We start from the raw sequence: 18,408 nt of genomic DNA, 5'->3' as shown, positions 1-18,408 counted from the left end.
TGCGCAGCACCGGGCGCGAAGGCGGGGTGTGCTTTCTTTGCGCCAGGTTTCTTTGCACAAGCAAAGAAAGGTGGCTCGCGCCGTCACGGCGCGAAAGCTTTTGATCTTGATTTGAGAGAAACCCGAACAGCAGGCGGGTCAAGACCCGCCCTACGATGCCTCCAGGCGGCAAAGCGAAAAGCGCGTCGGGGGCGTAGCCCCGACCTACGGTGCAAGATGGAAAATTCCGTCCGCCAGAAAGGCCGCGGGCCACCGCGACGCGCGCTGGCATACTCGCCCAATCACCCAGCGTCCCGAGGAGTCCCGATGGCAGCCTGGTTCACGGTGGTCGCACCGTTCCTGCCGGACATCATCCAGATGGCCAAGCCCATGTTCACCCGCGACAAGGGCGCCGACCAGGTCCCACAGCAGATCAAGGAGCTGCAGGACGCGGCCACGCAGAATGCCGACGCGGTGAAGCAGCTGGCCGGCGAAATGCAGCGCACGCTGGCATCGCTGCAGCAGGGCGCCAGCCAGCTGGACAACACCCTGGTGGCGTTGCAACAGCGCAACGCCGTGCTCGAACGCGAACTGCGGCGGGCGAACCGGTTCTCGCTGGTCGCGGCCACCGCGGCGCTGCTGGCGTTCACGCTGTCGGCTTACGCGCTGGCGACCTGATGAAGGCCGCCGCCGGGATCAGGACGCGGAATCGCTCCGATAGTCCTGGTACGACTTCTCCTCGACGTAGCTCGAACCCAGCGCCAGGTTGATCTCCTTCTTGAGCCGCGCCCGCGTGTCGTTTTCGATGTAGACGCTGCGCGCCAGGCGGATGAATTCGTCGTCGAAGGCCTGCGCCTTCTCCTTGAGGCGGATGTCGTCCTCGATCACCCACAGCCGCTCGTTGACGGCCTTCAGGTCGGCACGCAGGCGGGCGACGTCCTGGCTGGCAGCCGGATGCGCCATCCAGGTCTTCTCCAGCGCCGCGAGCTCGTTGTGGACGTTGGCCAGCTTGGCCTGGTCGGTCATGCGCTCGGACTTGATCTGCAGGATGGCGATCTTGTCGAGCAGCTCGCCGAACGACACGGGGACGGAGATTTCGGACATGGCCCTTTCACGGCTGGAAAAACGGCCTGCAGTGTACCGCCCTCGCCTTGTCCACCGCCGCCGCCGCCCGTATCATTGCGCCCCCGGCCGCGGCCCGCCGCACGGGGAAATCCGGAGAGGTGGCAGAGCGGTTGAATGTACCTGACTCGAAATCAGGCAGGCGTTTATAGCGCCTCGGGGGTTCGAATCCCCCCCTCTCCGCCAGATACGCACGACGCCCCGCAAGGGGCGTTTTGCGTATTCGACCAGCCCCGCACGGGGACTTTGTTCGCGCCCGGCCCCCACGAATAGCCACGGCGCGCGCCGCCATTGGCACCCGGGACAAGGTTTTTTCGCATGTATCAGCATGCCGGTCCGCAGGATCGGCCCTGTACCCTACGCCCGGAACCGGACCGCCAGCCCTCCACGCCAGCATCATGCATCCACCCCTATTTTCCGTCCCCGGCGCCCTGCGGCGTCCTGTTCAGCCTCACCACCGCGTTGTCCGGGACGAGAAGGTTCCCGCCCGTCGCCGCCCGCAGAGCCGCCCATGATCGAATTCGGACACCTGACCCATGTCGGCCTGCGGCGCGAGCTGAACGAGGACACGTACTACGGCGACAGTGAAATGGGCCTGTGGCTGGTGGCCGACGGAATGGGGGGGCACGAGTACGGCGAGGTCGCCAGCGCCCTGGCGCGCGAGGCGATCGTGCGCGAGATCCGACAGGGCACGCCGCTGCCGCAGGCGATCCGGATCGCCGACGAGGAAATCATCCGCGCCTCGCGCAAGCGCAGCGATTCGCTGCCCATGGGCACCACCGTGGTGGCCGCGCGCATCACCGGCAACCGCTTCGAGGTGGCCTGGGTCGGCGACAGTCGCGTGTACCTGTGGCACGAGCAGAAGCTGGCGCAGCTGTCGCAGGACCACAGCTACGTGCAGGAGCTGATCTCGCAGGGCACGATCAGCGTCGACCAGGCGCGCACCCATCCGCACCGCAACGTGGTGACCCAGGCCCTGGGCGTGACCGACCCGCAGAACCTCAACGTCGAGACCCTGTCCGGCGACCTGCTGCCGGGCATGCAGCTGCTGCTGTGCAGCGACGGCCTGACCGAGGAGGTCGACGACCGCGGCATCTCGCAGGTGCTCGCGCATACCGAATGCAGCGCTCAGGAATGCGTGGACGGGCTGGTGGCCGCCGCGCTCGACGGTGGTGGCTCGGACAACGTGACCGTGGTGCTGGTGCGCCGCCACTGATCCCTGAGGTCTCCCGTAGGAGCGGCTTCAGCCGCGAGCTTTTCGACCCGGCGCGAGAAAACCCATGGATTCCCGACAAAAGCACTCGGGAATGACGGCTTGAATCGGGGTCTCCGAGACGACGAATTCCTTCGAGACCCGCCCCGCAGCAGCCGCTACAGGTCCCAGACGGCCTTGCCGGCCTTCTTCCGGATTGCCTCCAGCCGCGCCACGTGCGCGGCCAGGTCGACGTCTTCGACGACTACCTTCGGCCGTGGCTGCAGCGTGGCCGTGTCCAGCGACACCCCGGCCGTGCGCACCTCGGCTACCTCGACGCTGGCGAAGCCGATCTCGCTCTGGCCCGCGGTCAGGGCCAGGTAGGCCTCTGCCAGCAGCTGCGCGTCCAGCAGCGCGCCATGCAGCTGGCGGTGCGAGTTGTCCACGCCCAGTCGCCTGCACAGCGCGTCGAGCGAATTGCGCTGGCCAGGATAGCGCTGGCGGGCCAGTTCCAGCGAGTCGAGCACCTGGGCGCGCTCGCGGATGCGGCCGTAGTGGTCGCCCAGGCGCGACAGCTCGTGGTCGAGGAAGCCGACGTCGAACGCGGCGTTGTGGATCACCAGCTCCGCGCCGTCGATGAAGGCGAGGAACTCGTCGGCGATCGCGGCGAACTTCGGCTTGTCGGCGAGGAATTCCAGGGTCAGGCCGGTGACTTCCTGCGCGCCCGGTTCGAACTCGCGCTCGGGATGGATGTACTGGTGGTAAGTGCGGCCAGTGGGCCTGCGCTCGACCAGTTCCACGCAGCCGATCTCGACGACGCGGTTGCCCTTCTTCCATTCAAGGCCGGTGGTTTCGGTGTCGAGGACGATCTGGCGCATGGTTCGGGATTCGGGATTCGGGATTCGGAAAGGCTACAGCAGCGCGTTCGCGGCGGACTTGAGCTTGACGGCCTCGTCGCGGGCGAGGACGTCGACGCGCTCGTTGTCGGGGTCGCCCGAATGTCCCTTTACCCAGCGCCAATCGATCTTGTGGCGTCCGGTGGCCGCGTGCAGGCGTTCCCACAGGTCGCGGTTCTTGACCGCGGCACCGCCGGCGGTCTTCCAGTTGCGGCGCAGCCAGTTGGGCATCCATTCGGTGATGCCCTGGCGCACGTACTGCGAGTCGGTGTGCAGCACTACGCTGCACGGTTCGGTCAGCGTCTCCAGGGCCATGATCGCAGCCATCAGCTCCATGCGGTTGTTGGTGGTCTGCGCCTCGCCGCCGGCCAGCTCGCGCTCACGCTCGCCGTAGCGCAGCAGCGCCGCCCAGCCGCCGGGGCCGGGGTTGCCGAGGCAGGCACCGTCGGTGTGGATCTCGACGTGTTTCATGCAGCAGGGATTCCTTCAGGCATCGGCAGGCGCGCGCGCTGGCGCACCGGTGTGATCGGCCAGGCGCGCTTCTCGGCGCGGATCGCGTAGGCGGCGCGCAGGCCCGGGCCGTCCTGCGGCTCGTGCGCGACGCGCACCCGCCAGCCGGGACCCAGTCCCTGCGACACCGGTTCGGGCACCAGCCCGGCGGCGCGCATCCGGCGCCGCCACGACAGCGGCTCCGCGGCACCCAGCCCGGTGCCGCGCCACTGCCAGCGGTACGGCGCCAGCGGGTTGAGCGCGAACACCCACAGCCGCCCGCCCGGCGCCAGCACGCGGGCGCATTCCTCGAACAGTTCGCGCCGGCTGCGGCCGGGCGCGGCCACGTGCTGCAGCACGACCACGCCGATCGACTCGGTGGCCAGCGGAAGCGGCAGCCGGCAGCAGGCGTCGCCCGACCAGCCTGCGCCTGACGCCACCAGGCGCAGCCCCCGCCCCTGCCCGGCGCCCTCCTGCCCGACCGGCGCCAGCCACAGCCACGGCATCGCCGGGCGCTCGGACAGCGCGCGCAATACGGTCGGACGCTCGCTCTCGAGCAGCGCCAGGCCGGCGTCCGACCTGAACCACGCGCGGGCGCTGTCAGGTTGACCGGTGGCGGAATCGGCAGGCATGGTCGCAATTCTAACGGCCCCGGGAACCGCCCCAGATGCACCTGCTGCCGCTGCCAGCCTTCGATGACAATTACATCTGGACCTGGCGCGACGACGCCGGCCGCGCCCTGGTCGTCGACCCCGGGCAGGCAGGCCCGGTGCTCGCCGCGGCAGACGATGGCCTGCAGCCGGCCGGCATCCTGCTCACCCACCACCACGGCGACCACATCGGTGGCGTGGACGAACTGCGCCGGCGGTGGCCCACCCTGCCGGTGATCGCGCCTGTCGACGACCGGATCACCACGGCCAGCCAGCGCGTGGGCGACGGCGACCGGGTCCGGATCGGCGACTGGGTCTTCGAAACCATCGCCGTCCCCGGCCATACCGTGAGCCACATCGCATTCCACGGTCATGGGCTCTTGTTTTGCGGCGACACGCTGTTCAGTCTCGGTTGCGGCCGCATGTTCGAGGGTACGCCCGCGCAGATGCTGGGGTCGCTCGACCGGCTGGCCGCGCTGCCCGGCGACACCCTGGTCTGCTGCGGCCACGAATACACGCTGTCCAACGCCGCCTTCGCGCGCGTGGTCGAACCCGACAACCCGGCGCTCGCGCGCCGCATCGAGGAAGCCCAGGCCATGCGCCAGTCCGGTCGCCCCACCCTGCCCAGCACGCTCGCGCTCGAATGCGCGACCAACCCGTTCCTGCGCGTCGACGTGCCGGCCGTGGGCGCGGCGATCGCAGGGCATGCCGGCCACGCGGTCGACGGCCGCGTGGATGCTTTCGCTGCGTTGCGGCGCTGGAAGGACGGGTTTCGCGCATGACCCGGCTCGCCGGGTGGCGATGGTCCGTGGCGCTGTCGGCAGCGCTCGCCATCGCCGGCGCGCAGGCCGCGGAACCGGTGCCGCCGGCCGAAGCCAAAGCTCCGGTGACGTCATTGGCGCAGCCGGCAGCCCCGACCACGCGCAGCGGCCGCGAGATCTACGCCCGCTTCCGCGAAGGCCTGGCCGACCCCAGCTGCGGGCCGGACACCAGCGAGCGCTGGCAGCGGCATTTCGCCGCGGCACCGAAACGGCTGGCCTCGCGCGAGGACAACGTCCTGCCGCTGTTCGGCTACGTGGTCGACGCCCTGCGCGAAGCACACCTGCCGACCGAGTACGCGCTGATCCCGTTCGTCGAAAGTGGCTACAAGCCCGGCGCGCGCAGCAGCTCCGGTCCGGCCGGGCTGTGGCAGTTCATCGCCCTGACCGCGCGCGACCACGACATCGCGATCCGCCCCGGCTACGACGGCCGCCTGTCGCCGGTCGAGTCGACCCAGGCCGCGGTGCGCTACCTGAAGACCCTGCACGGCATGTTCGCCGGCGACTGGCGGCTGGCGGTCATGGCCTACAACGCCGGCGAATACCGCGTGTTCGGCGCGCTCAAGCGCAGCGGCCAGCAGGCGATGGATGCCGACCCCGAGAAGCTGGTCAGCCTGTCGGGCATCACCCGGGCCTACGTGCGCAAGCTGCACGCCCTGTCGTGCGTGCTCGACCGCGCCGACGACCGCGAACAATGGCTGCAGGCGCTCGACCGGCCGGTGGCGATACTCACGCCGGAATCGCTGCCGTCTGGCGCGACCAGCCTCGACGCCTGGGCCAGGCAGCACGGCCGCGACCCGAAGAACGTGCGCCGGATCAATCCAGCCTTCGCCGGCGGCCGCATCGCGAAGGCGCGCGGACAGACACTGCAGGTGCTCGTCCCGCGCAGACCGGGCGAGGCGCCGGCCGCGCAACCGGCCACGCCGCGGATCACCACGCTCGCCGATGCCTCCAACGCCACGGTCATCAACCCGGTCGTGGCGGAAGACTCCCCGGGCGCCGGTGCCGGCTCGCCGGCGAACGTCGCCACGCCCGCGCCGCGCACCCACGTGGTGGCGCGCGGCGATTCGATCTGGCGCCTGGCCGAACACTACGGCGTCAGTCGCGCCGACCTGCTCGAGCGCAACGACCTGTCCGCCACCGACGTGCTGCATCCGGGCATGGTGCTGGAAATCGACGACGCGCCGGCCACCGTGCCCGATGCCGACAGCGTGTCGGCCGTGCCAGAATAGGGCGATTGCTCAACCAGCGAGAACACCATGGGTTTCCTGCAAGGCAAACGCGCCCTGATCACGGGCATCGCCAGCCAGCGCTCGATCGCCAGCGGCATCGCCGAGGCGATGCACCGCCAGGGTGCCGAACTGGCCCTGACCTACCAGACCGACAAGCTGCGCTCGCGCGTGGAAGACGCCGCGAAGGAATACGGCTCCAGCATCGTGCTGCCACTGGACGTGGCCTCGGACGAGCAGATCGAAGCGTGCTTCACGGAACTCGGCAAGCACTGGACCGACGGCTTCGACATCCTCGTCCACTGCATCGCCTACGCGCCGCGCGAGGCGATCGGCGGCGACTTCCTCGACGGTCTGACCCGCGAGAACTTCGCCATCGCCCAGGACATCTCGGCCTACTCGCTGGCGGCGCTGGCCAAGGCCGCGCGACCGATGATGAAGGGCCGCAACGGCGCGATCCTGACCCTGAGCTACCTCGGCTCGATCCGCGCGCTGCAGAACTACAACGTGATGGGCGTGGCCAAGGCCAGCCTGGAATCGACGGTGCGCTACCTGGCGCTCAACCTCGGCCCCGAGGGCACGCGCGTCAACGCGATCTCGGCCGGCCCGATCAAGACCTTGGCCGCATCGGGCGTGGGCAACTTCCGCAAGATGCTCAGCACCTTCGAAGCCGCCGCGCCGCTACGCCGCAACGTCACCATCGAGGACGTCGGCAACGCCGCGGCCTTCATGTGTTCGGACCTGGCGGCCGGCATCACCGGCGAGATCACCTACGTCGACGCCGGCTACAGCACCGTGGGGATGCCGGGCATCGACTAAGTACATCCATCGACAAGAACGGCAACAAAAAAGCCCCGCCGCTGCATGCGACGGGGCTTTTTCTGTTTGCCTGCATCATTTTTTACGGAGGATGGATACCACCCATGCCAGGGCCACGATGATCGCGGCTACCGCGGCAAGGATGATCAGATGCCAGATACTGATGCCAAACACGGATCCTCCTGGATGCTCCGGTTTGCGTTGCGCGACCTATAGCCGCGCTTCGGCCACCGTGATCTTCATCCGCTTGCGCAGCGCCTTGAGCATCCCGTCGGCATCCTCGCTGCCCGCGACCTGCGCCAGCTGCTGCTGCAGCGCCGCGCTCTCCTGCTCGCTGGCCTCCTTCGGGTCGCCGGGCGTGACCTTGGTGACCGCGAACACGAGCACGCGACCGTCGCCCAGCGTCGCCTTGCCCGGCGACACCTTGCCTTCGGCAGGAACCGGAACCTCGAAATAGGCCTCGGTCGCGGCCGGATCGGGCACCGGCACGCCGCGCGGCACGTTGGGCACGTCCTGCGCGGTCAGTTCCTTCGCCTCGGCCAGCGCCGACAGCGGCTCCCCGGCCGCAAGCTTGGCGACCATCGCATCGGCCTCGGCCTCCGCGACCTCGCGCATGCGATCGCCGCGGATCTCGGCCACCACGCGTTCGCGGACTTCGTCCAGCGTGAGCGCGCGCTCGGCGGTATGCCCGGTGACACGGATCACCACGCTGTGCCCCGGCGCGATCTCGATCGGGTCGCTCACCGTCCCGTCCTGGATCCGCACCTCGGAGAACGCGGCGCGGACCACCGCCGGGCTGGCGGCGATGCCGGTGCCGTTGTCACGCGAGAACGGCCCGAGCTTCTGCAGTGGCAGGCCGACCGCGTTCGCCGCGGGCGCCAGCGCGCTCGGGTTCTTCAGCGCCTGGTCGACCAGCTTGCCGGTCAACTCGTTGAAGGCGCGCTCGCGCCCGACGTCGGCCATCTCGCTTTCGAGCTGCGCGCGCGCCTCTTCGAACGATGTCTGCTCGCCGCTCCTGACCTCGCGCAGCTTGATCACGTGCCAGCCGAAGTCGGTCTTCACCGGCTCGCTCACGTCGCCGGGCTGCATCGCGAACAACGCATCCTCGAACGGCTTCACCATGCCGCCGTCATGCGCGACCCAGCCAAGATCACCGCCGCTGTCCTTCGATCCGGTGTCGTCCGAATCCTCGCGCGCGAGCGCGGCGAAATCCGCACCGGGCTTGCGCGCTTCCGCCGCGACCGCGGCCGCCTTTTCCTCGGCCGCCTTTTGCGCCGCAGCGTCCGCGCCCGGTTCGACCTGGATCAGGATGTGCGAGGCGAGGCGCTGCTCGGGCTCGACGAACCGTGCCTTTTCCTGCTCGTAGCGCTGGCGCAGCGCGGCTTCGTCGGGCGCCGTCGAAACGGGCAGCGCGGACGAATCGACGTCGACGTATTCGATCGAGACCGTCTCCGGCGCCCGGTACTCGGCCTTGTTGGCCTCGTACCAGCTGGCGACCTGTTCATCGGTCACCGGCTCGGTGTCCTCGGCCGGCGGCGGCAGCACGACGAACGAAACGTCGCGGCGCTCGCCGATGAGCTTCATCAGGCGGTCCATCTGCGACGGCGTTACGAACGCGGATTGGGCGACCTGGCTGGCCACCAGCGACTGCTGCAGCCCTTCGCGGACCTGCTGCTCGAAGCCACGCGGCGATACCGCCGGCACCTGCGACGCCAGCGCGAGCTGGTAGCGCTGCGGGTCGAACCTGCCGTCGACCTGGAAGGCGGGGATGGACTGGATCGCCTCGCGCACCTGCTCGTCGCTGACGGCGATGCCGGCACGACTGGCGGACATCTGCATCACCAGCCGGTCGACCAGTCCGTCGAGGACCCGGCGCTTGTTGTCGATGCTTTCGAACTCGCGCGGGTCGAAGTTGTCGCCCTGGGCCGCGCGCGCCTGCCGGCGCGCCTGCTCGAAGGCGTCGCGGAACTCGTTCTGGTCGATCTCCTCGCGCTGCCACAGCATCGTGACCGGCCACCACGACGGCGCCGACTGCCACCATTTCGGCGGTGCCTCGACCTTGGCCGCGAACGTATGGTTCTGCTGGAACAGGTACTGCTCCATGCCGAAGAAGGCGAACGGGATGCACAGCAGCCCAAGGATCACCATGGCAATCCAGCCGGAGGTTTTTTCGCGGAGTTTCTGCAGCATCGGTCAGGGATGTCGGGACGAAGCGGGCCAGTTTACCCGGAATGGCGCCGGCCGGCCCCGCCCGGGCCGCTTGTACGGGAGCGGCATCTCCCGGGGGAGGCCGGTGGCGACACGTGCAGACGGTCCGTGCGCGGATTTCGGACGCCGCGTCTGCGATTCGCTGTCACGACATCTTCGGATTGGCGACCGAAGAAGCGTCGACGGCTACGCCAGAGTGAGCCGTGTCCTGGCGGCCGGGGGCCGCGACAGGCGCGCCATGGATGGCGCGCGCCCGAGTCAGGACATGGATGTTCTGCCGAGGAAAAAGCGGCTCCCGGCCGACAGCCCGCCGGAGCCTGCGCAAACGCCTCGTCGAGCGTCCCAGGATGAACGAAAAAGCCAAAAAAAAGGGCACCGTTTCCGGTGCCCTCTTCGATAACTGGCGGAGTGGACGGGACTCGAACCCGCGACCTCCGGCGTGACAGGCCAGCATTCTAACCAACTGAACTACCACTCCGCTTTCTGAACCTTGTGCGCCTCGCCCGACTGGTGGGTGCTGAGGGTTTCGAACCCCCGACCCTCTCCGTGTAAAGGAGACGCTCTACCGCTGAGCTAAGCACCCGGTGCCTGGCTTGCCGGCGAAGACATCTCACCAGCGGCGGCCGCTCAGTTTACGGCATCCTTCAGCGCCTTGCCAGCCTTGAAAGCGGGATTTTTTGCGGCGGCGATCTGGATCTCCTCGCCGGTGCGCGGGTTGCGGCCGGTCCGGGCGGCGCGCGCGCGCACGTCGAAGGTGCCGAAGCCGATCAGGTTGACGCTCTCGCCGGCCTTCAGCGCGCCGGTGATCGAACCGACCACGGCATCGACGGCGCGGCCGGCATCGGCCTTGGACAGGCCGGAACTCGCGGCAACGGATTCGATCAAATCGTTCTTGTTCATTGGACTGGAAACTCCCTGTGCGGACATCGTCCGCTCGATGATGATGGCCGGATTCCCCTGCGCACCGCGCAGGCCTGCCGGGCCGCTTGACCAGACGCACGTACGTTTACTGCTTCGTGGTTGCCGTCGTTTATACCAGCGGGGTATGGGGCGCGCAACACGAAAAAACCGCGGAAAACGCCGGGCTTCCGTGCATTCTCAGGGCAAACCGGAAAACGTCAATGCTTGACATCCAGCGGCACGGAAGGCTTGTCCGATTCCCGCCGCACCTCTTCCACGCCCTGGGCAACGAGCTTGGGCGCGAGCGGCCGTTCAAGCGCCAGGTCGAGCACCTCGTCGATCCACTTCACCGGTACGATCTTCATCGCATCTGTGACGTTTTTCGGGATGTCGGCCAGGTCCTTGCGGTTCTCGTCCGGGATGATCACGGTGCGGATCCCGCCGCGCAGCGCGGCCAGCAGTTTTTCCTTGAGCCCGCCGATGGCGGTGATCTTGCCGCGCAGGGTGATCTCGCCGGTCATGGCCACGTCGGCGCGGACCGGGATCTTGGTCAGGGTCGAGACCAGCGAGGTCGCCATCGCGGCGCCCGCGCTGGGACCGTCCTTGGGCGTCGCACCATCGGGGACGTGCACGTGCACGTCGAGCTTCTGCAGGAAGTCCAGTTCGATGCCGAGCCGGTCGGTGCGCGCACGCACCACCGACAGCGCCGCCGAAGCCGACTCCTTCATCACGTCGCCCAGCTGGCCGGTCAGGATCAGGTTGCCCTTGCCCGGCACCAGCGTGGATTCGATCTGCAGCAGGTCGCCGCCGACCTCGGTCCATGCCAGCCCCGTGACCAGGCCGATCTCGTTGTCCTGCTCTGCGCGGCCGAAGTCGTAGCGCTGCACGCCCAGGTACTTTTCCAGGTTCTTCGAGGTCACGCTCAGCGCGCGCGGCTTCTTCTTGCGCGCCGTCGCTGGCACCGGGCCGCGCAGCGCGATCTCCTTGACCACCTTGCGGCAGATCTTGGCGATCTCGCGCTCCAGGTTGCGCACGCCGGACTCGCGCGTGTAGTAGCGCACGATGTCCTGGATCGCGCTTTCGGCGATCTTCAGTTCGCCCTCGCGCAGGCCGTTGGCCTTCATCTGCTTGGGCACCAGGTAGCGCGTGGCGATGTTGACCTTCTCGTCCTCGGTGTAGCCGGGGATGCGGATGACCTCCATGCGGTCCAGCAGCGGGCCGGGGATGTTGAGCGAGTTGGACGTCGCCACGAACATCACCTCGGACAGGTCGAGGTCGACTTCGAGGTAGTGGTCGTTGAAGGAATTGTTCTGCTCGGGATCGAGCACTTCCAGCAGCGCCGATGACGGGTCGCCGCGGAAGTCCATCGACATCTTGTCGATCTCGTCGAGCATGAACAGCGGGTTCTTGGTGCCGACCTTGTTGAGGTTCTGCACGATGCGGCCCGGCATCGAACCGACGTAGGTGCGGCGGTGGCCGCGGATCTCGGCCTCGTCGCGCACGCCGCCAAGCGACATGCGTACGAACTTGCGGTTGGTCGCCTTGGCGATCGACTGCCCGAGCGAGGTCTTGCCCACGCCCGGCGGGCCGACCAGGCACAGGATCGCGCCCTTCATCTGCTTCACGCGCGTCTGCACGGCCAGGTATTCGAGGATGCGTTCCTTGACCTTCTCCAGCCCGTAGTGGTCGGCGTCGAGCACTTCCTGCGCCGCGGCGAGGTCCTTGCGCACCTTGCTGCGCTTCTTCCACGGCACGCCGAGCACCCACTCGAGGTAGTTGCGCACCACCGCGGCCTCGGCCGACATCGGCGACATCTGCTTGAGCTTGTTGAACTCGCTCTTGGCCTTGGCCTCCACCGCCTTGGGCATGCCCGCCTCGGCGATCTTGCGCGCGATCTCCTCGATGTCGTTCGGCGCGTCGTCCATCTCGCCGAGCTCTTTCTGGATCGCCTTCATCTGCTCGTTGAGGTAGTACTCGCGCTGGCTCTTCTCCATCTGCGACTTCACCCGGCCGCGGATGCGCTTCTCCATCTGCTGCACGTCGATCTCGCCGTCGACGAAGCCGACCAGCATCTCCAGTCGGTCGGCGATGTCGATGGTGTCGAGCAGGCGCTGCTTGTCGGACAGGCGCACGCCCAGGTGCGCGGCGATGGTGTCGGCCAGGCGACCGGGCTCGTCGATGCCCGACAGCGTCTGCAGCAGTTCCGGCGGCAGCTTGCGATTGGTCTTGACGTACTGCTCGAACAGGCTCATCAGCGAACGCGCGACGGCCTCGACCTCGCGTGGATCGCGCGTTGCGGTCGACTCGACCACGACGCCGCGGCCGGCCAGGCAGCCATCGCGCTCGCCGACGTTGTCCACGCGCGCGCGCGACACGCCTTCGACCAGCACCTTGATCGTGCCGTCGGGCAGCTTCAGCAACTGCAGCACCTGGGCCAGCGTGCCGACTTCGTACAGGTCGCCGGCCTCGGGATCGTCGGTTTCGGCGGATTTCTGGGCAACCAGCAGGATGCGCTTGTCGCCGTCCATGGCCAGGTCCAGCGCGCGGATCGACTTCTCGCGACCCACGAACAGCGGGATCACCATGTGCGGGAACACGACCACGTCGCGCAACGGCAGCACCGGCAGGACCTGCCCCGGACCTGCGCCGGGATCGGGGGTTTCGTGTTCGGTGTGGCTGGTCATCTGGACTCCGGAATGATTGCGTGCGCGGACGCCGCCGCGATGGCTTCGTTATGGGGCGCGCGGGCGGAGGATGCAAGCAGGAAGGGCCGCTGGTTCGCAGCGGCCCTTCATGATCATCGTGGAATCAGGGGCTTGGCGGACTTTCCTCGCCCGCCCCCGAACTGCGGCGGCTACTCGCCTGCCGCCACCTTCGGCGAGGCCGCCGGCGGGGTCTGGTAGATCAGGTACGGGTCGGACTTGTGCTCGATCACCGACTCGTCGACGACCACCTTGCTGACGTTCTCCAGCGACGGCAGGTCGTACATCGTGTCCAGCAGCACCGACTCGACGATGGTGCGCAGGCCGCGCGCGCCGGTCTTGCGCTTGAGCGCCTTGCGGGCGATCGCCGACAGCGCGTCCTGGCGGAACTCCAGCTCCACGCCCTCCATGTCGAACAGCTTGTGGAACTGCTTGGTGATGGCGTTCTTCGGCTCGGTGAGGATCTTCACCAGCGCGGCCTCGTCAAGCTCCTCGAGCGTGGCGACCACCGGCAGGCGGCCGACGAACTCGGGGATCAGGCCAAACTTGATCAGGTCCTCGGGCTCGACGTCGGCCAGCACCTTGCCGACCTCGACCTTGCGCTCGGCGCTCTTGAGCTTGGCGCCGAAGCCGATGCCGCTGGCGTCGGTGCTGCGCTGCTGGATGATCTTGTCCAGGCCGGCGAAAGCGCCGCCGACGATGAACAGGATGTTCTTGGTATCGACCTGCAGGAACTCCTGCTGCGGATGCTTGCGCCCGCCCTGCGGCGGCACGCTGGCCACGGTGCCCTCGATCAGCTTCAACAGCGCCTGCTGCACGCCTTCGCCCGACACGTCGCGGGTGATCGACGGGTTCTCGCTCTTGCGCGAGATCTTGTCGATCTCGTCGATGTAGACGATGCCCTGCTGCGCCTTGTCGACGTCGTAGTCGCACTTCTGCAGCAGCTTCTGGATGATGTTCTCCACGTCCTCGCCGACGTAGCCGGCTTCGGTCAGCGTGGTGGCATCGGCCATGGTGAACGGCACGTTGAGCATGCGCGCCAGGGTCTCGGCCAGCAGCGTCTTGCCCGAACCGGTCGGGCCGACCAGCAGGATGTTGGACTTGGCCAGCTCGACGTCGTCGTTCTTCTGCCGGCTCTCGATCCGCTTGTAGTGGTTGTACACGGCGACCGCCAGCGTGCGCTTGGCGCGGGCCTGGCCGATCACGTACTGGTCCAGCACTTCGAGGATCTCGCGCGGCTTGGGCAGCGAGCTGCGCGCCGACTGCGCCTTCTCCTCGAGTTCCTCACGGATGATGTCGTTGCACAGCTCGACGCATTCGTCGCAGATGAACACGCTGGGGCCCGCAATCAGCTTGCGCACCTCGTGCTGGCTCTTCCCGCAAAACGAGCAATACAGGATCTTGCTGCTGTCGCCGGAACGGCCCTGTCGGTCTTCGGTCATGCGTCTGGTCGATCTTTGCGGATTACGATTCGAGAATAGCATAGCGCCCGCTCCCGCAAGCGCGGGGGCGGAACGCCGGATGCATCAATGAAATCAGCCAGTTACGACGGCTGGATGGACTCGTCGGGACGACGCTCCAGGACCTCGTCGACGAGCCCGTACTCGCGGGCGGCTTCGGCGCTCTTGAAGTTGTCGCGCTCGGTGTCGTTGGCGATGGTCTCGAACGACTGGCCGGTGTGGCGGGCCAGGATCTCGTTGAGCCGCTGGCGCAGGGTCAGGATCTCGCGCGCCTGGATCTCGATGTCGGTCGCCTGGCCCTGTGAGCCGCCGGACGGCTGGTGGATCATCACCCGCGAGTTGGGCAGCGCGTAGCGCTTGCCCTTGGCGCCCGCCGCCAGCAGCAGCGCGCCCATGCTCGCCGCCTGGCCGATGCAGATCGTGCTCACGTCGGGCTTGATGAACTGCATGGTGTCGTAGATCGACATGCCGGCCGTGACCACGCCGCCGGGCGAGTTGATGTACAGGCTGATGTCCTTCTCGGGGTTCTCCGCCTCGAGGAACAGCATCTGCGCCACGATCACGTTGGCCATGTGGTCGTCGATCGCGCCGACGAGGAAGATCACGCGTTCCTTGAGCAGGCGCGAGTAGATGTCGTAGGCGCGTTCGCCACGGCTGGTCTGTTCGACCACCATGGGGACGAGGTTCAACGCGGTTTCCGGCTTGTGCACTGTTTACCTACCTGGCTGTTCTTGGAAAGTCCGCACATGGCCGTGCGGGCTCTTGCGAGGGACTCGCATCAACTCCCGATCGCTTCCTGGAAGGACATGACCTGCTCGGTGTGCCTGGCACGCTCGGCGATCCAGTCGATCACCTGCTCCTCCATCACGCGGTTCTGCAGGCCCGACATCAGTTGGGGGTCGTTGCGGTACAACTCAACGACCTGGTCGGGCTCCTCGTAGGTGGAAGCGATCAGCTGCAGCGTCTCGTTCAGGCGCTTGGGGTCCAGGCGCAGTTCGTTGTTGCGGGCCACTTCGCCCACCACCAGGCCGACCAGCACGCGCTTGCGCGCGGCGTCCATGAAGCCTTCGTGCCCGTTCTCGGGGATTTCGGCCTTCTGGCCCTGGCGACGGGCCTGCTCGACGGCCTGCTGGAGCATCGAACGGGCTTCGTTCTCGACCAGCTTCGGCGGCATTTCCACGTCCTTGTAGGCCGCGACCAGCTCCTCGCCGACGGCGCGGCGCAGGCGGTTCATCAGCGCGCCCTTGAGCTCGCGCTCCAGGTTGCTGCGGATGTCGGTGCGGAACTGCTCCAGCTCACCGCTCTTGACGCCGAAGCTGCGGATGAACGCCGCGTCCGCTTCGGGCAGCACCTGCTCGGACACCTGCTCGACCTTCACGTGCACCTGCGCCGACTTGCCGGCCAGCTGCGGCACGCGCCAGTCGGCCGGGAAGGTGACGTCGACGGTCTTCTCGTCGCCCTTCTTCATGCCGACCAGTGCATTTTCGATTTCGGGGTACATGCCGCCGGTGCCGATCACGGTCACGCCGCGCTCGGCGCCCTCGGCCGGCAGGCGCTCGTCGCCGACCTGAGACCAGGTTTCCACGTCCACCGCATCCTCAGCCTGCGCCGGGCGCGTCACCGCGGTCCAGCTGCGGCGCTGCATGCGCAGGTTCTCGATCATGCGGTCGATGTCGGCCTCGGTCACCTCGGCCGTGTGGCGGGTGACGCTGAGCTTCGACACGTCGATCTCGCCGAAGTCGGGCACCACTTCGAACGTGGCCACGTAGGCCAGTTCCTTGTCGCCGCCATCCTCGCTGGGCTCAATGCGCGGGCTGCCGGCCAGGCGCAGTTCGTTGTCGCGCACGGCCTCGTCGAAGCCCTCGCGCAGCAGGCCGCCCAGGATCTCGTCGCGCACCTGCTTGCCGAAGCGCTGCTCGATGACCTTGGCCGGCACCTTGCCGGGGCGGAAGCCCTTGATGCGGGCGGTGCGCGCGATCTCGCGCAGGCGCCCGCCGACCTGGTCCTCGAGGCGCTCCGCCGGCAGGCGGAACGTCATGCGGCGACCGAGGTTGCCCAGGGATTCAACCGACGCACGTGTATCTACAGCTGGCATACCCACTCCTGCAGCCCGCGAGGCCTTCGCGGGGTTGATGATGGAAACCGGTACCGGGCGGCGCGCGCGGCGCAATGCAGCCGGTAGCCCACCCGGACGGCGGAACGGTCTAGTTTCGCCGATTCCGGGCCCGGCCGCCAGCCGGGATCGGCGCATTCGCGTTGACAGCACATCGCCCGCTCCGGACAATGGCCGGCCTTCCGCGGGCGTGGCACAGGCCGGGGAACCCGAACCAACCGTGCGGCACCGGGGTATAGCGCAGTCTGGTAGCGCGCCTGCTTTGGGAGCAGGATGTCGGGGGTTCGAATCCCTCTACCCCGACCATCCGCCGACGACCCTGTCCGGCCCGCTATCATGCGCCCAGGCGCCCGTAGCTCAACCGGATAGAGCACCGGCCTTCTAAGCCGGTGGTTGCAGGTTCGAGTCCTGCCGGGCGCGCCACGTCACCGGGTCCGGCCGGCTTTGGCCGCGGCGCGGGAACACAGGCATCCGCAACCAGGGTGCCGACGGAAAGCCCACGGAACGGGTCTTCCGGAACGCTTCAAATGGTGGCTGTAGCTCAGTTGGTTAGAGTCCTGGATTGTGATTCCAGATGTCGGGGGTTCGAGTCCCCTCAGCCACCCCATCTTCCGCAGCCCGATGCCAGGACGCATCGATGACTGCACGCCTACCGCGCATGCCGCGGGCGGCAAAAAACCGTTGTCGCGCGGCGCAAGGCTGCGCTATTATTCGTCGTTCGGGGCCGTTAGCTCAGTTGGTAGAGCAGTTGACTCTTAATCAATAGGTCCAAGGTTCGAATCCTTGACGGCCCACCAAACTCGAAGCGCCCGGTCTCCCGGGCGCTTTTTTTTCGCCGGGCGCCGGCCCGGACATCGCGAAAGTGGCGGAATTGGTAGACGCCCCGGCTTTAGGTGCCGGTGCCGCAAGGCGTGGGGGTTCGAGTCCCCCCTTTCGCACCACCCAACGGGCCGGTCCGGCGACGCGCAGTCGTTCACCTTGCAGCGGCCTTGAAACCGTTTGCCCTGTATCCTCATATCTGGCCCTGGACAGACACATCCTCGCGAGGACACACCCCATGCGTAGCGGCAACCCGGCTCTGAAGGATTCCACCTTCCTCGACCTCGGCAGCGGCACCGTCGTCTCGCGCGCCGCCGGCGGCGCGATGACCCTGAACGGCACGGTCGGCAAGACCGCCATCCTGCTGGTATTGGCGGTGATGACTGCCGCCTTCGCCTGGAGCAAGGTCGAAGTCACCCCCGACGGCATGACCGGCGGCCTGTACGTGTGGGGCGGCCTGATCGGCGGCTTCATCCTGGCGATGGTCACGATCTTCAAGAAGGAATGGGCGCCGGTCACCGCGCCCATGTACGCGCTGGTGGAAGGCCTCTTCCTCGGCGGCATCTCGGCGGTCTTCGAAGCCAGGTATCCCGGCATCGCCTTCCAGGCCGTGCTGCTGACCTTCGGCACCCTGTTCGCGCTGCTGATGGCCTACCGCTCGGGCCTGATCAAGGCGACCGAGAACTTCAAGATGGGCGTGGTCGCGGCCACCGGCGGCATCGCGCTGGTGTACCTGGCGACGATCGTGCTGGGCTTCTTCGGGGTCGAGATCCCGATGATCCACGGCAACGGCATCGTCGGCATCGGCTTCAGCCTGTTCGTGGTGGCGATCGCGGCGCTGAACCTGGTGCTGGACTTCGACTTCATCGAGACCGGCGTCGAGCGCGGCGCGCCGAAGTACATGGAGTGGTACGGCGCGTTCGGCCTGATGATCACGCTGGTGTGGCTGTACATCGAGTTCCTGCGGCTGCTTTCGAAGGTGCAGTCGCGCTGATCCAGCCAGCGGTGGGAT

General features: G+C 67.6%; 16 protein-coding genes and 8 tRNA genes. 12 read left to right on the top strand and 12 right to left on the bottom strand.

The window, feature by feature from the left end; genetic code table 11:
* Positions 1–306: 306 nt before the first annotated feature.
* Positions 307–657 (top strand): hypothetical protein, encoded by a 351-nt coding sequence (locus ACFONC_RS13700; protein ID WP_386744967.1) that lies wholly within the window; start codon positions 307–309, stop codon positions 655–657.
* Between the two features lie 18 nt (positions 658–675).
* On the opposite strand, the gene ACFONC_RS13695 is transcribed toward ACFONC_RS13700, so the two are convergent.
* Positions 676–1,083 (bottom strand): DUF6165 family protein, encoded by a 408-nt coding sequence (locus ACFONC_RS13695; protein ID WP_386744965.1) that lies wholly within the window; start codon positions 1,081–1,083, stop codon positions 676–678.
* Between the two features lie 113 nt (positions 1,084–1,196).
* On the opposite strand from ACFONC_RS13695, the gene ACFONC_RS13690 reads away from it, so the two are divergent.
* Together ACFONC_RS13690 and ACFONC_RS13685 are read left to right on the top strand one after the other, a co-directional pair.
* A tRNA-Ser gene (locus tag ACFONC_RS13690) sits at positions 1,197–1,287 on the top strand.
* Between the two features lie 325 nt (positions 1,288–1,612).
* Positions 1,613–2,317 carry a PP2C family protein-serine/threonine phosphatase gene (locus ACFONC_RS13685; RefSeq protein WP_386744963.1) on the top strand — a complete coding sequence of 235 codons (705 nt, stop codon included), beginning with the start codon at positions 1,613–1,615 and terminating at the stop codon, positions 2,315–2,317.
* Positions 2,318–2,472: 155 nt separating this feature from the next.
* Here ACFONC_RS13685 and dnaQ read toward each other — a convergent pair whose 3' ends face one another.
* Genes dnaQ through ACFONC_RS13670 form a run of 3 tightly spaced genes read right to left on the bottom strand, consistent with a single transcriptional unit; the run spans position 2,473 to position 4,310 of the window.
* Complete coding sequence (gene dnaQ / locus ACFONC_RS13680) at positions 2,473–3,171, bottom strand: DNA polymerase III subunit epsilon (protein ID WP_386744961.1); 699 nt, start codon at positions 3,169–3,171, stop codon at positions 2,473–2,475.
* A 33-nt stretch (positions 3,172–3,204) separates the two neighbouring features.
* Positions 3,205–3,660, bottom strand: a complete 456-nt coding sequence (rnhA, locus tag ACFONC_RS13675) for a ribonuclease HI (RefSeq protein WP_386744959.1) — start codon at positions 3,658–3,660, stop codon at positions 3,205–3,207.
* A complete protein-coding gene (locus tag ACFONC_RS13670) occupies positions 3,657–4,310 on the bottom strand; it encodes a methyltransferase domain-containing protein (protein ID WP_386744957.1) in 654 nt (217 codons plus the stop codon). The genes rnhA and ACFONC_RS13670 overlap by 4 nt, the downstream gene beginning before the upstream one ends.
* Before the next feature lie 35 nt (positions 4,311–4,345).
* On the opposite strand from ACFONC_RS13670, the gene gloB reads away from it, so the two are divergent.
* Genes gloB through ACFONC_RS13655 form a run of 3 tightly spaced genes read left to right on the top strand, consistent with a single transcriptional unit; the run spans position 4,346 to position 7,194 of the window.
* Entirely contained in the window at positions 4,346–5,110 is a 765-nt protein-coding gene (gloB, locus tag ACFONC_RS13665) for a hydroxyacylglutathione hydrolase (protein WP_386744955.1), read from the top strand.
* Positions 5,107–6,378 carry a lytic transglycosylase domain-containing protein gene (locus ACFONC_RS13660; RefSeq protein WP_386744954.1) on the top strand — a complete coding sequence of 424 codons (1,272 nt, stop codon included), beginning with the start codon at positions 5,107–5,109 and terminating at the stop codon, positions 6,376–6,378. The genes gloB and ACFONC_RS13660 overlap by 4 nt, the downstream gene beginning before the upstream one ends.
* Positions 6,379–6,405: 27 nt before the next feature.
* Positions 6,406–7,194: an enoyl-ACP reductase FabI gene (locus ACFONC_RS13655; RefSeq protein ID WP_386744953.1), complete on the top strand. Its 789-nt coding sequence runs from the start codon at positions 6,406–6,408 to the stop codon at positions 7,192–7,194.
* Between the two features lie 210 nt (positions 7,195–7,404).
* Here the strand turns inward: ACFONC_RS13655 and ACFONC_RS13650 are convergent, their stop codons facing one another.
* From ACFONC_RS13650 to tig, 8 genes are all read right to left on the bottom strand, one after another.
* Positions 7,405–9,384, bottom strand: a complete 1,980-nt coding sequence (locus ACFONC_RS13650; protein ID WP_386744951.1) for a SurA N-terminal domain-containing protein — start codon at positions 9,382–9,384, stop codon at positions 7,405–7,407.
* A 419-nt stretch (positions 9,385–9,803) separates the two neighbouring features.
* Positions 9,804–9,880, bottom strand: a tRNA-Asp gene (locus ACFONC_RS13645).
* A 30-nt stretch (positions 9,881–9,910) separates the two neighbouring features.
* A tRNA-Val gene (locus ACFONC_RS13640) sits at positions 9,911–9,985 on the bottom strand.
* A 44-nt stretch (positions 9,986–10,029) separates the two neighbouring features.
* Positions 10,030–10,302, bottom strand: a complete 273-nt coding sequence (locus ACFONC_RS13635) for an HU family DNA-binding protein (RefSeq protein ID WP_386744949.1) — start codon at positions 10,300–10,302, stop codon at positions 10,030–10,032.
* Between the two features lie 218 nt (positions 10,303–10,520).
* A complete protein-coding gene (gene lon / locus ACFONC_RS13630) occupies positions 10,521–12,986 on the bottom strand; it encodes an endopeptidase La (RefSeq protein ID WP_386744947.1) in 2,466 nt (821 codons plus the stop codon).
* A gap of 170 nt (positions 12,987–13,156) precedes the next feature.
* Positions 13,157–14,446 (bottom strand): ATP-dependent Clp protease ATP-binding subunit ClpX, encoded by a 1,290-nt coding sequence (gene clpX, locus ACFONC_RS13625; protein WP_386744946.1) that lies wholly within the window; start codon positions 14,444–14,446, stop codon positions 13,157–13,159.
* Between the two features lie 101 nt (positions 14,447–14,547).
* Positions 14,548–15,174, bottom strand: coding sequence for an ATP-dependent Clp endopeptidase proteolytic subunit ClpP (clpP, locus tag ACFONC_RS13620; protein ID WP_386744945.1), 627 nt, complete (start codon positions 15,172–15,174; stop codon positions 14,548–14,550).
* A gap of 68 nt (positions 15,175–15,242) precedes the next feature.
* A complete protein-coding gene (gene tig / locus ACFONC_RS13615; RefSeq protein ID WP_386744944.1) occupies positions 15,243–16,559 on the bottom strand; it encodes a trigger factor in 1,317 nt (438 codons plus the stop codon).
* A gap of 247 nt (positions 16,560–16,806) precedes the next feature.
* Here tig and ACFONC_RS13610 point away from each other — a divergent pair.
* From ACFONC_RS13610 to ACFONC_RS13585, 6 genes are all read left to right on the top strand, one after another.
* Positions 16,807–16,883 (top strand) — tRNA-Pro (locus tag ACFONC_RS13610).
* A gap of 40 nt (positions 16,884–16,923) precedes the next feature.
* Positions 16,924–17,000 (top strand) — tRNA-Arg (locus ACFONC_RS13605).
* A gap of 107 nt (positions 17,001–17,107) precedes the next feature.
* Positions 17,108–17,184: transfer RNA gene (locus ACFONC_RS13600), tRNA-His, on the top strand.
* A 114-nt stretch (positions 17,185–17,298) separates the two neighbouring features.
* Positions 17,299–17,374, top strand: a tRNA-Lys gene (locus tag ACFONC_RS13595).
* A 59-nt stretch (positions 17,375–17,433) separates the two neighbouring features.
* Positions 17,434–17,518, top strand: a tRNA-Leu gene (locus ACFONC_RS13590).
* A 116-nt stretch (positions 17,519–17,634) separates the two neighbouring features.
* Positions 17,635–18,390, top strand: a complete 756-nt coding sequence (locus ACFONC_RS13585; protein WP_386744943.1) for a Bax inhibitor-1/YccA family protein — start codon at positions 17,635–17,637, stop codon at positions 18,388–18,390.
* The last annotated feature ends 18 nt before the right edge of the window (positions 18,391–18,408 follow it).

The sequence above is a fragment of the Luteimonas soli genome (assembly GCF_042648865.1).
Classification (GTDB): Bacteria; Pseudomonadota; Gammaproteobacteria; order Xanthomonadales; family Xanthomonadaceae; genus Luteimonas; species Luteimonas soli.
Note: the sequence above shows the minus strand (reverse complement) of the source record. Positions and strands in the feature narration are given on the sequence as shown.

Coding starts and splice junctions, on each gene's coding strand:
- ACFONC_RS13700 (WP_386744967.1), top strand. CDS start 307: ATGGCAGCCTGGTTCACGGTGGTCGCACCGTTCCTGCCGGACATCATC.
- ACFONC_RS13695 (WP_386744965.1), bottom strand. CDS start 1,083: ATGTCCGAAATCTCCGTCCCCGTGTCGTTCGGCGAGCTGCTCGACAAG.
- ACFONC_RS13685 (WP_386744963.1), top strand. CDS start 1,613: ATGATCGAATTCGGACACCTGACCCATGTCGGCCTGCGGCGCGAGCTG.
- dnaQ (WP_386744961.1), bottom strand. CDS start 3,171: ATGCGCCAGATCGTCCTCGACACCGAAACCACCGGCCTTGAATGGAAG.
- rnhA (WP_386744959.1), bottom strand. CDS start 3,660: ATGAAACACGTCGAGATCCACACCGACGGTGCCTGCCTCGGCAACCCC.
- ACFONC_RS13670 (WP_386744957.1), bottom strand. CDS start 4,310: ATGCCTGCCGATTCCGCCACCGGTCAACCTGACAGCGCCCGCGCGTGG.
- gloB (WP_386744955.1), top strand. CDS start 4,346: ATGCACCTGCTGCCGCTGCCAGCCTTCGATGACAATTACATCTGGACC.
- ACFONC_RS13660 (WP_386744954.1), top strand. CDS start 5,107: ATGACCCGGCTCGCCGGGTGGCGATGGTCCGTGGCGCTGTCGGCAGCG.
- ACFONC_RS13655 (WP_386744953.1), top strand. CDS start 6,406: ATGGGTTTCCTGCAAGGCAAACGCGCCCTGATCACGGGCATCGCCAGC.
- ACFONC_RS13650 (WP_386744951.1), bottom strand. CDS start 9,384: ATGCTGCAGAAACTCCGCGAAAAAACCTCCGGCTGGATTGCCATGGTG.
- ACFONC_RS13635 (WP_386744949.1), bottom strand. CDS start 10,302: ATGAACAAGAACGATTTGATCGAATCCGTTGCCGCGAGTTCCGGCCTG.
- lon (WP_386744947.1), bottom strand. CDS start 12,986: ATGACCAGCCACACCGAACACGAAACCCCCGATCCCGGCGCAGGTCCG.
- clpX (WP_386744946.1), bottom strand. CDS start 14,446: ATGACCGAAGACCGACAGGGCCGTTCCGGCGACAGCAGCAAGATCCTG.
- tig (WP_386744944.1), bottom strand. CDS start 16,559: ATGCCAGCTGTAGATACACGTGCGTCGGTTGAATCCCTGGGCAACCTC.
- ACFONC_RS13585 (WP_386744943.1), top strand. CDS start 17,635: ATGCGTAGCGGCAACCCGGCTCTGAAGGATTCCACCTTCCTCGACCTC.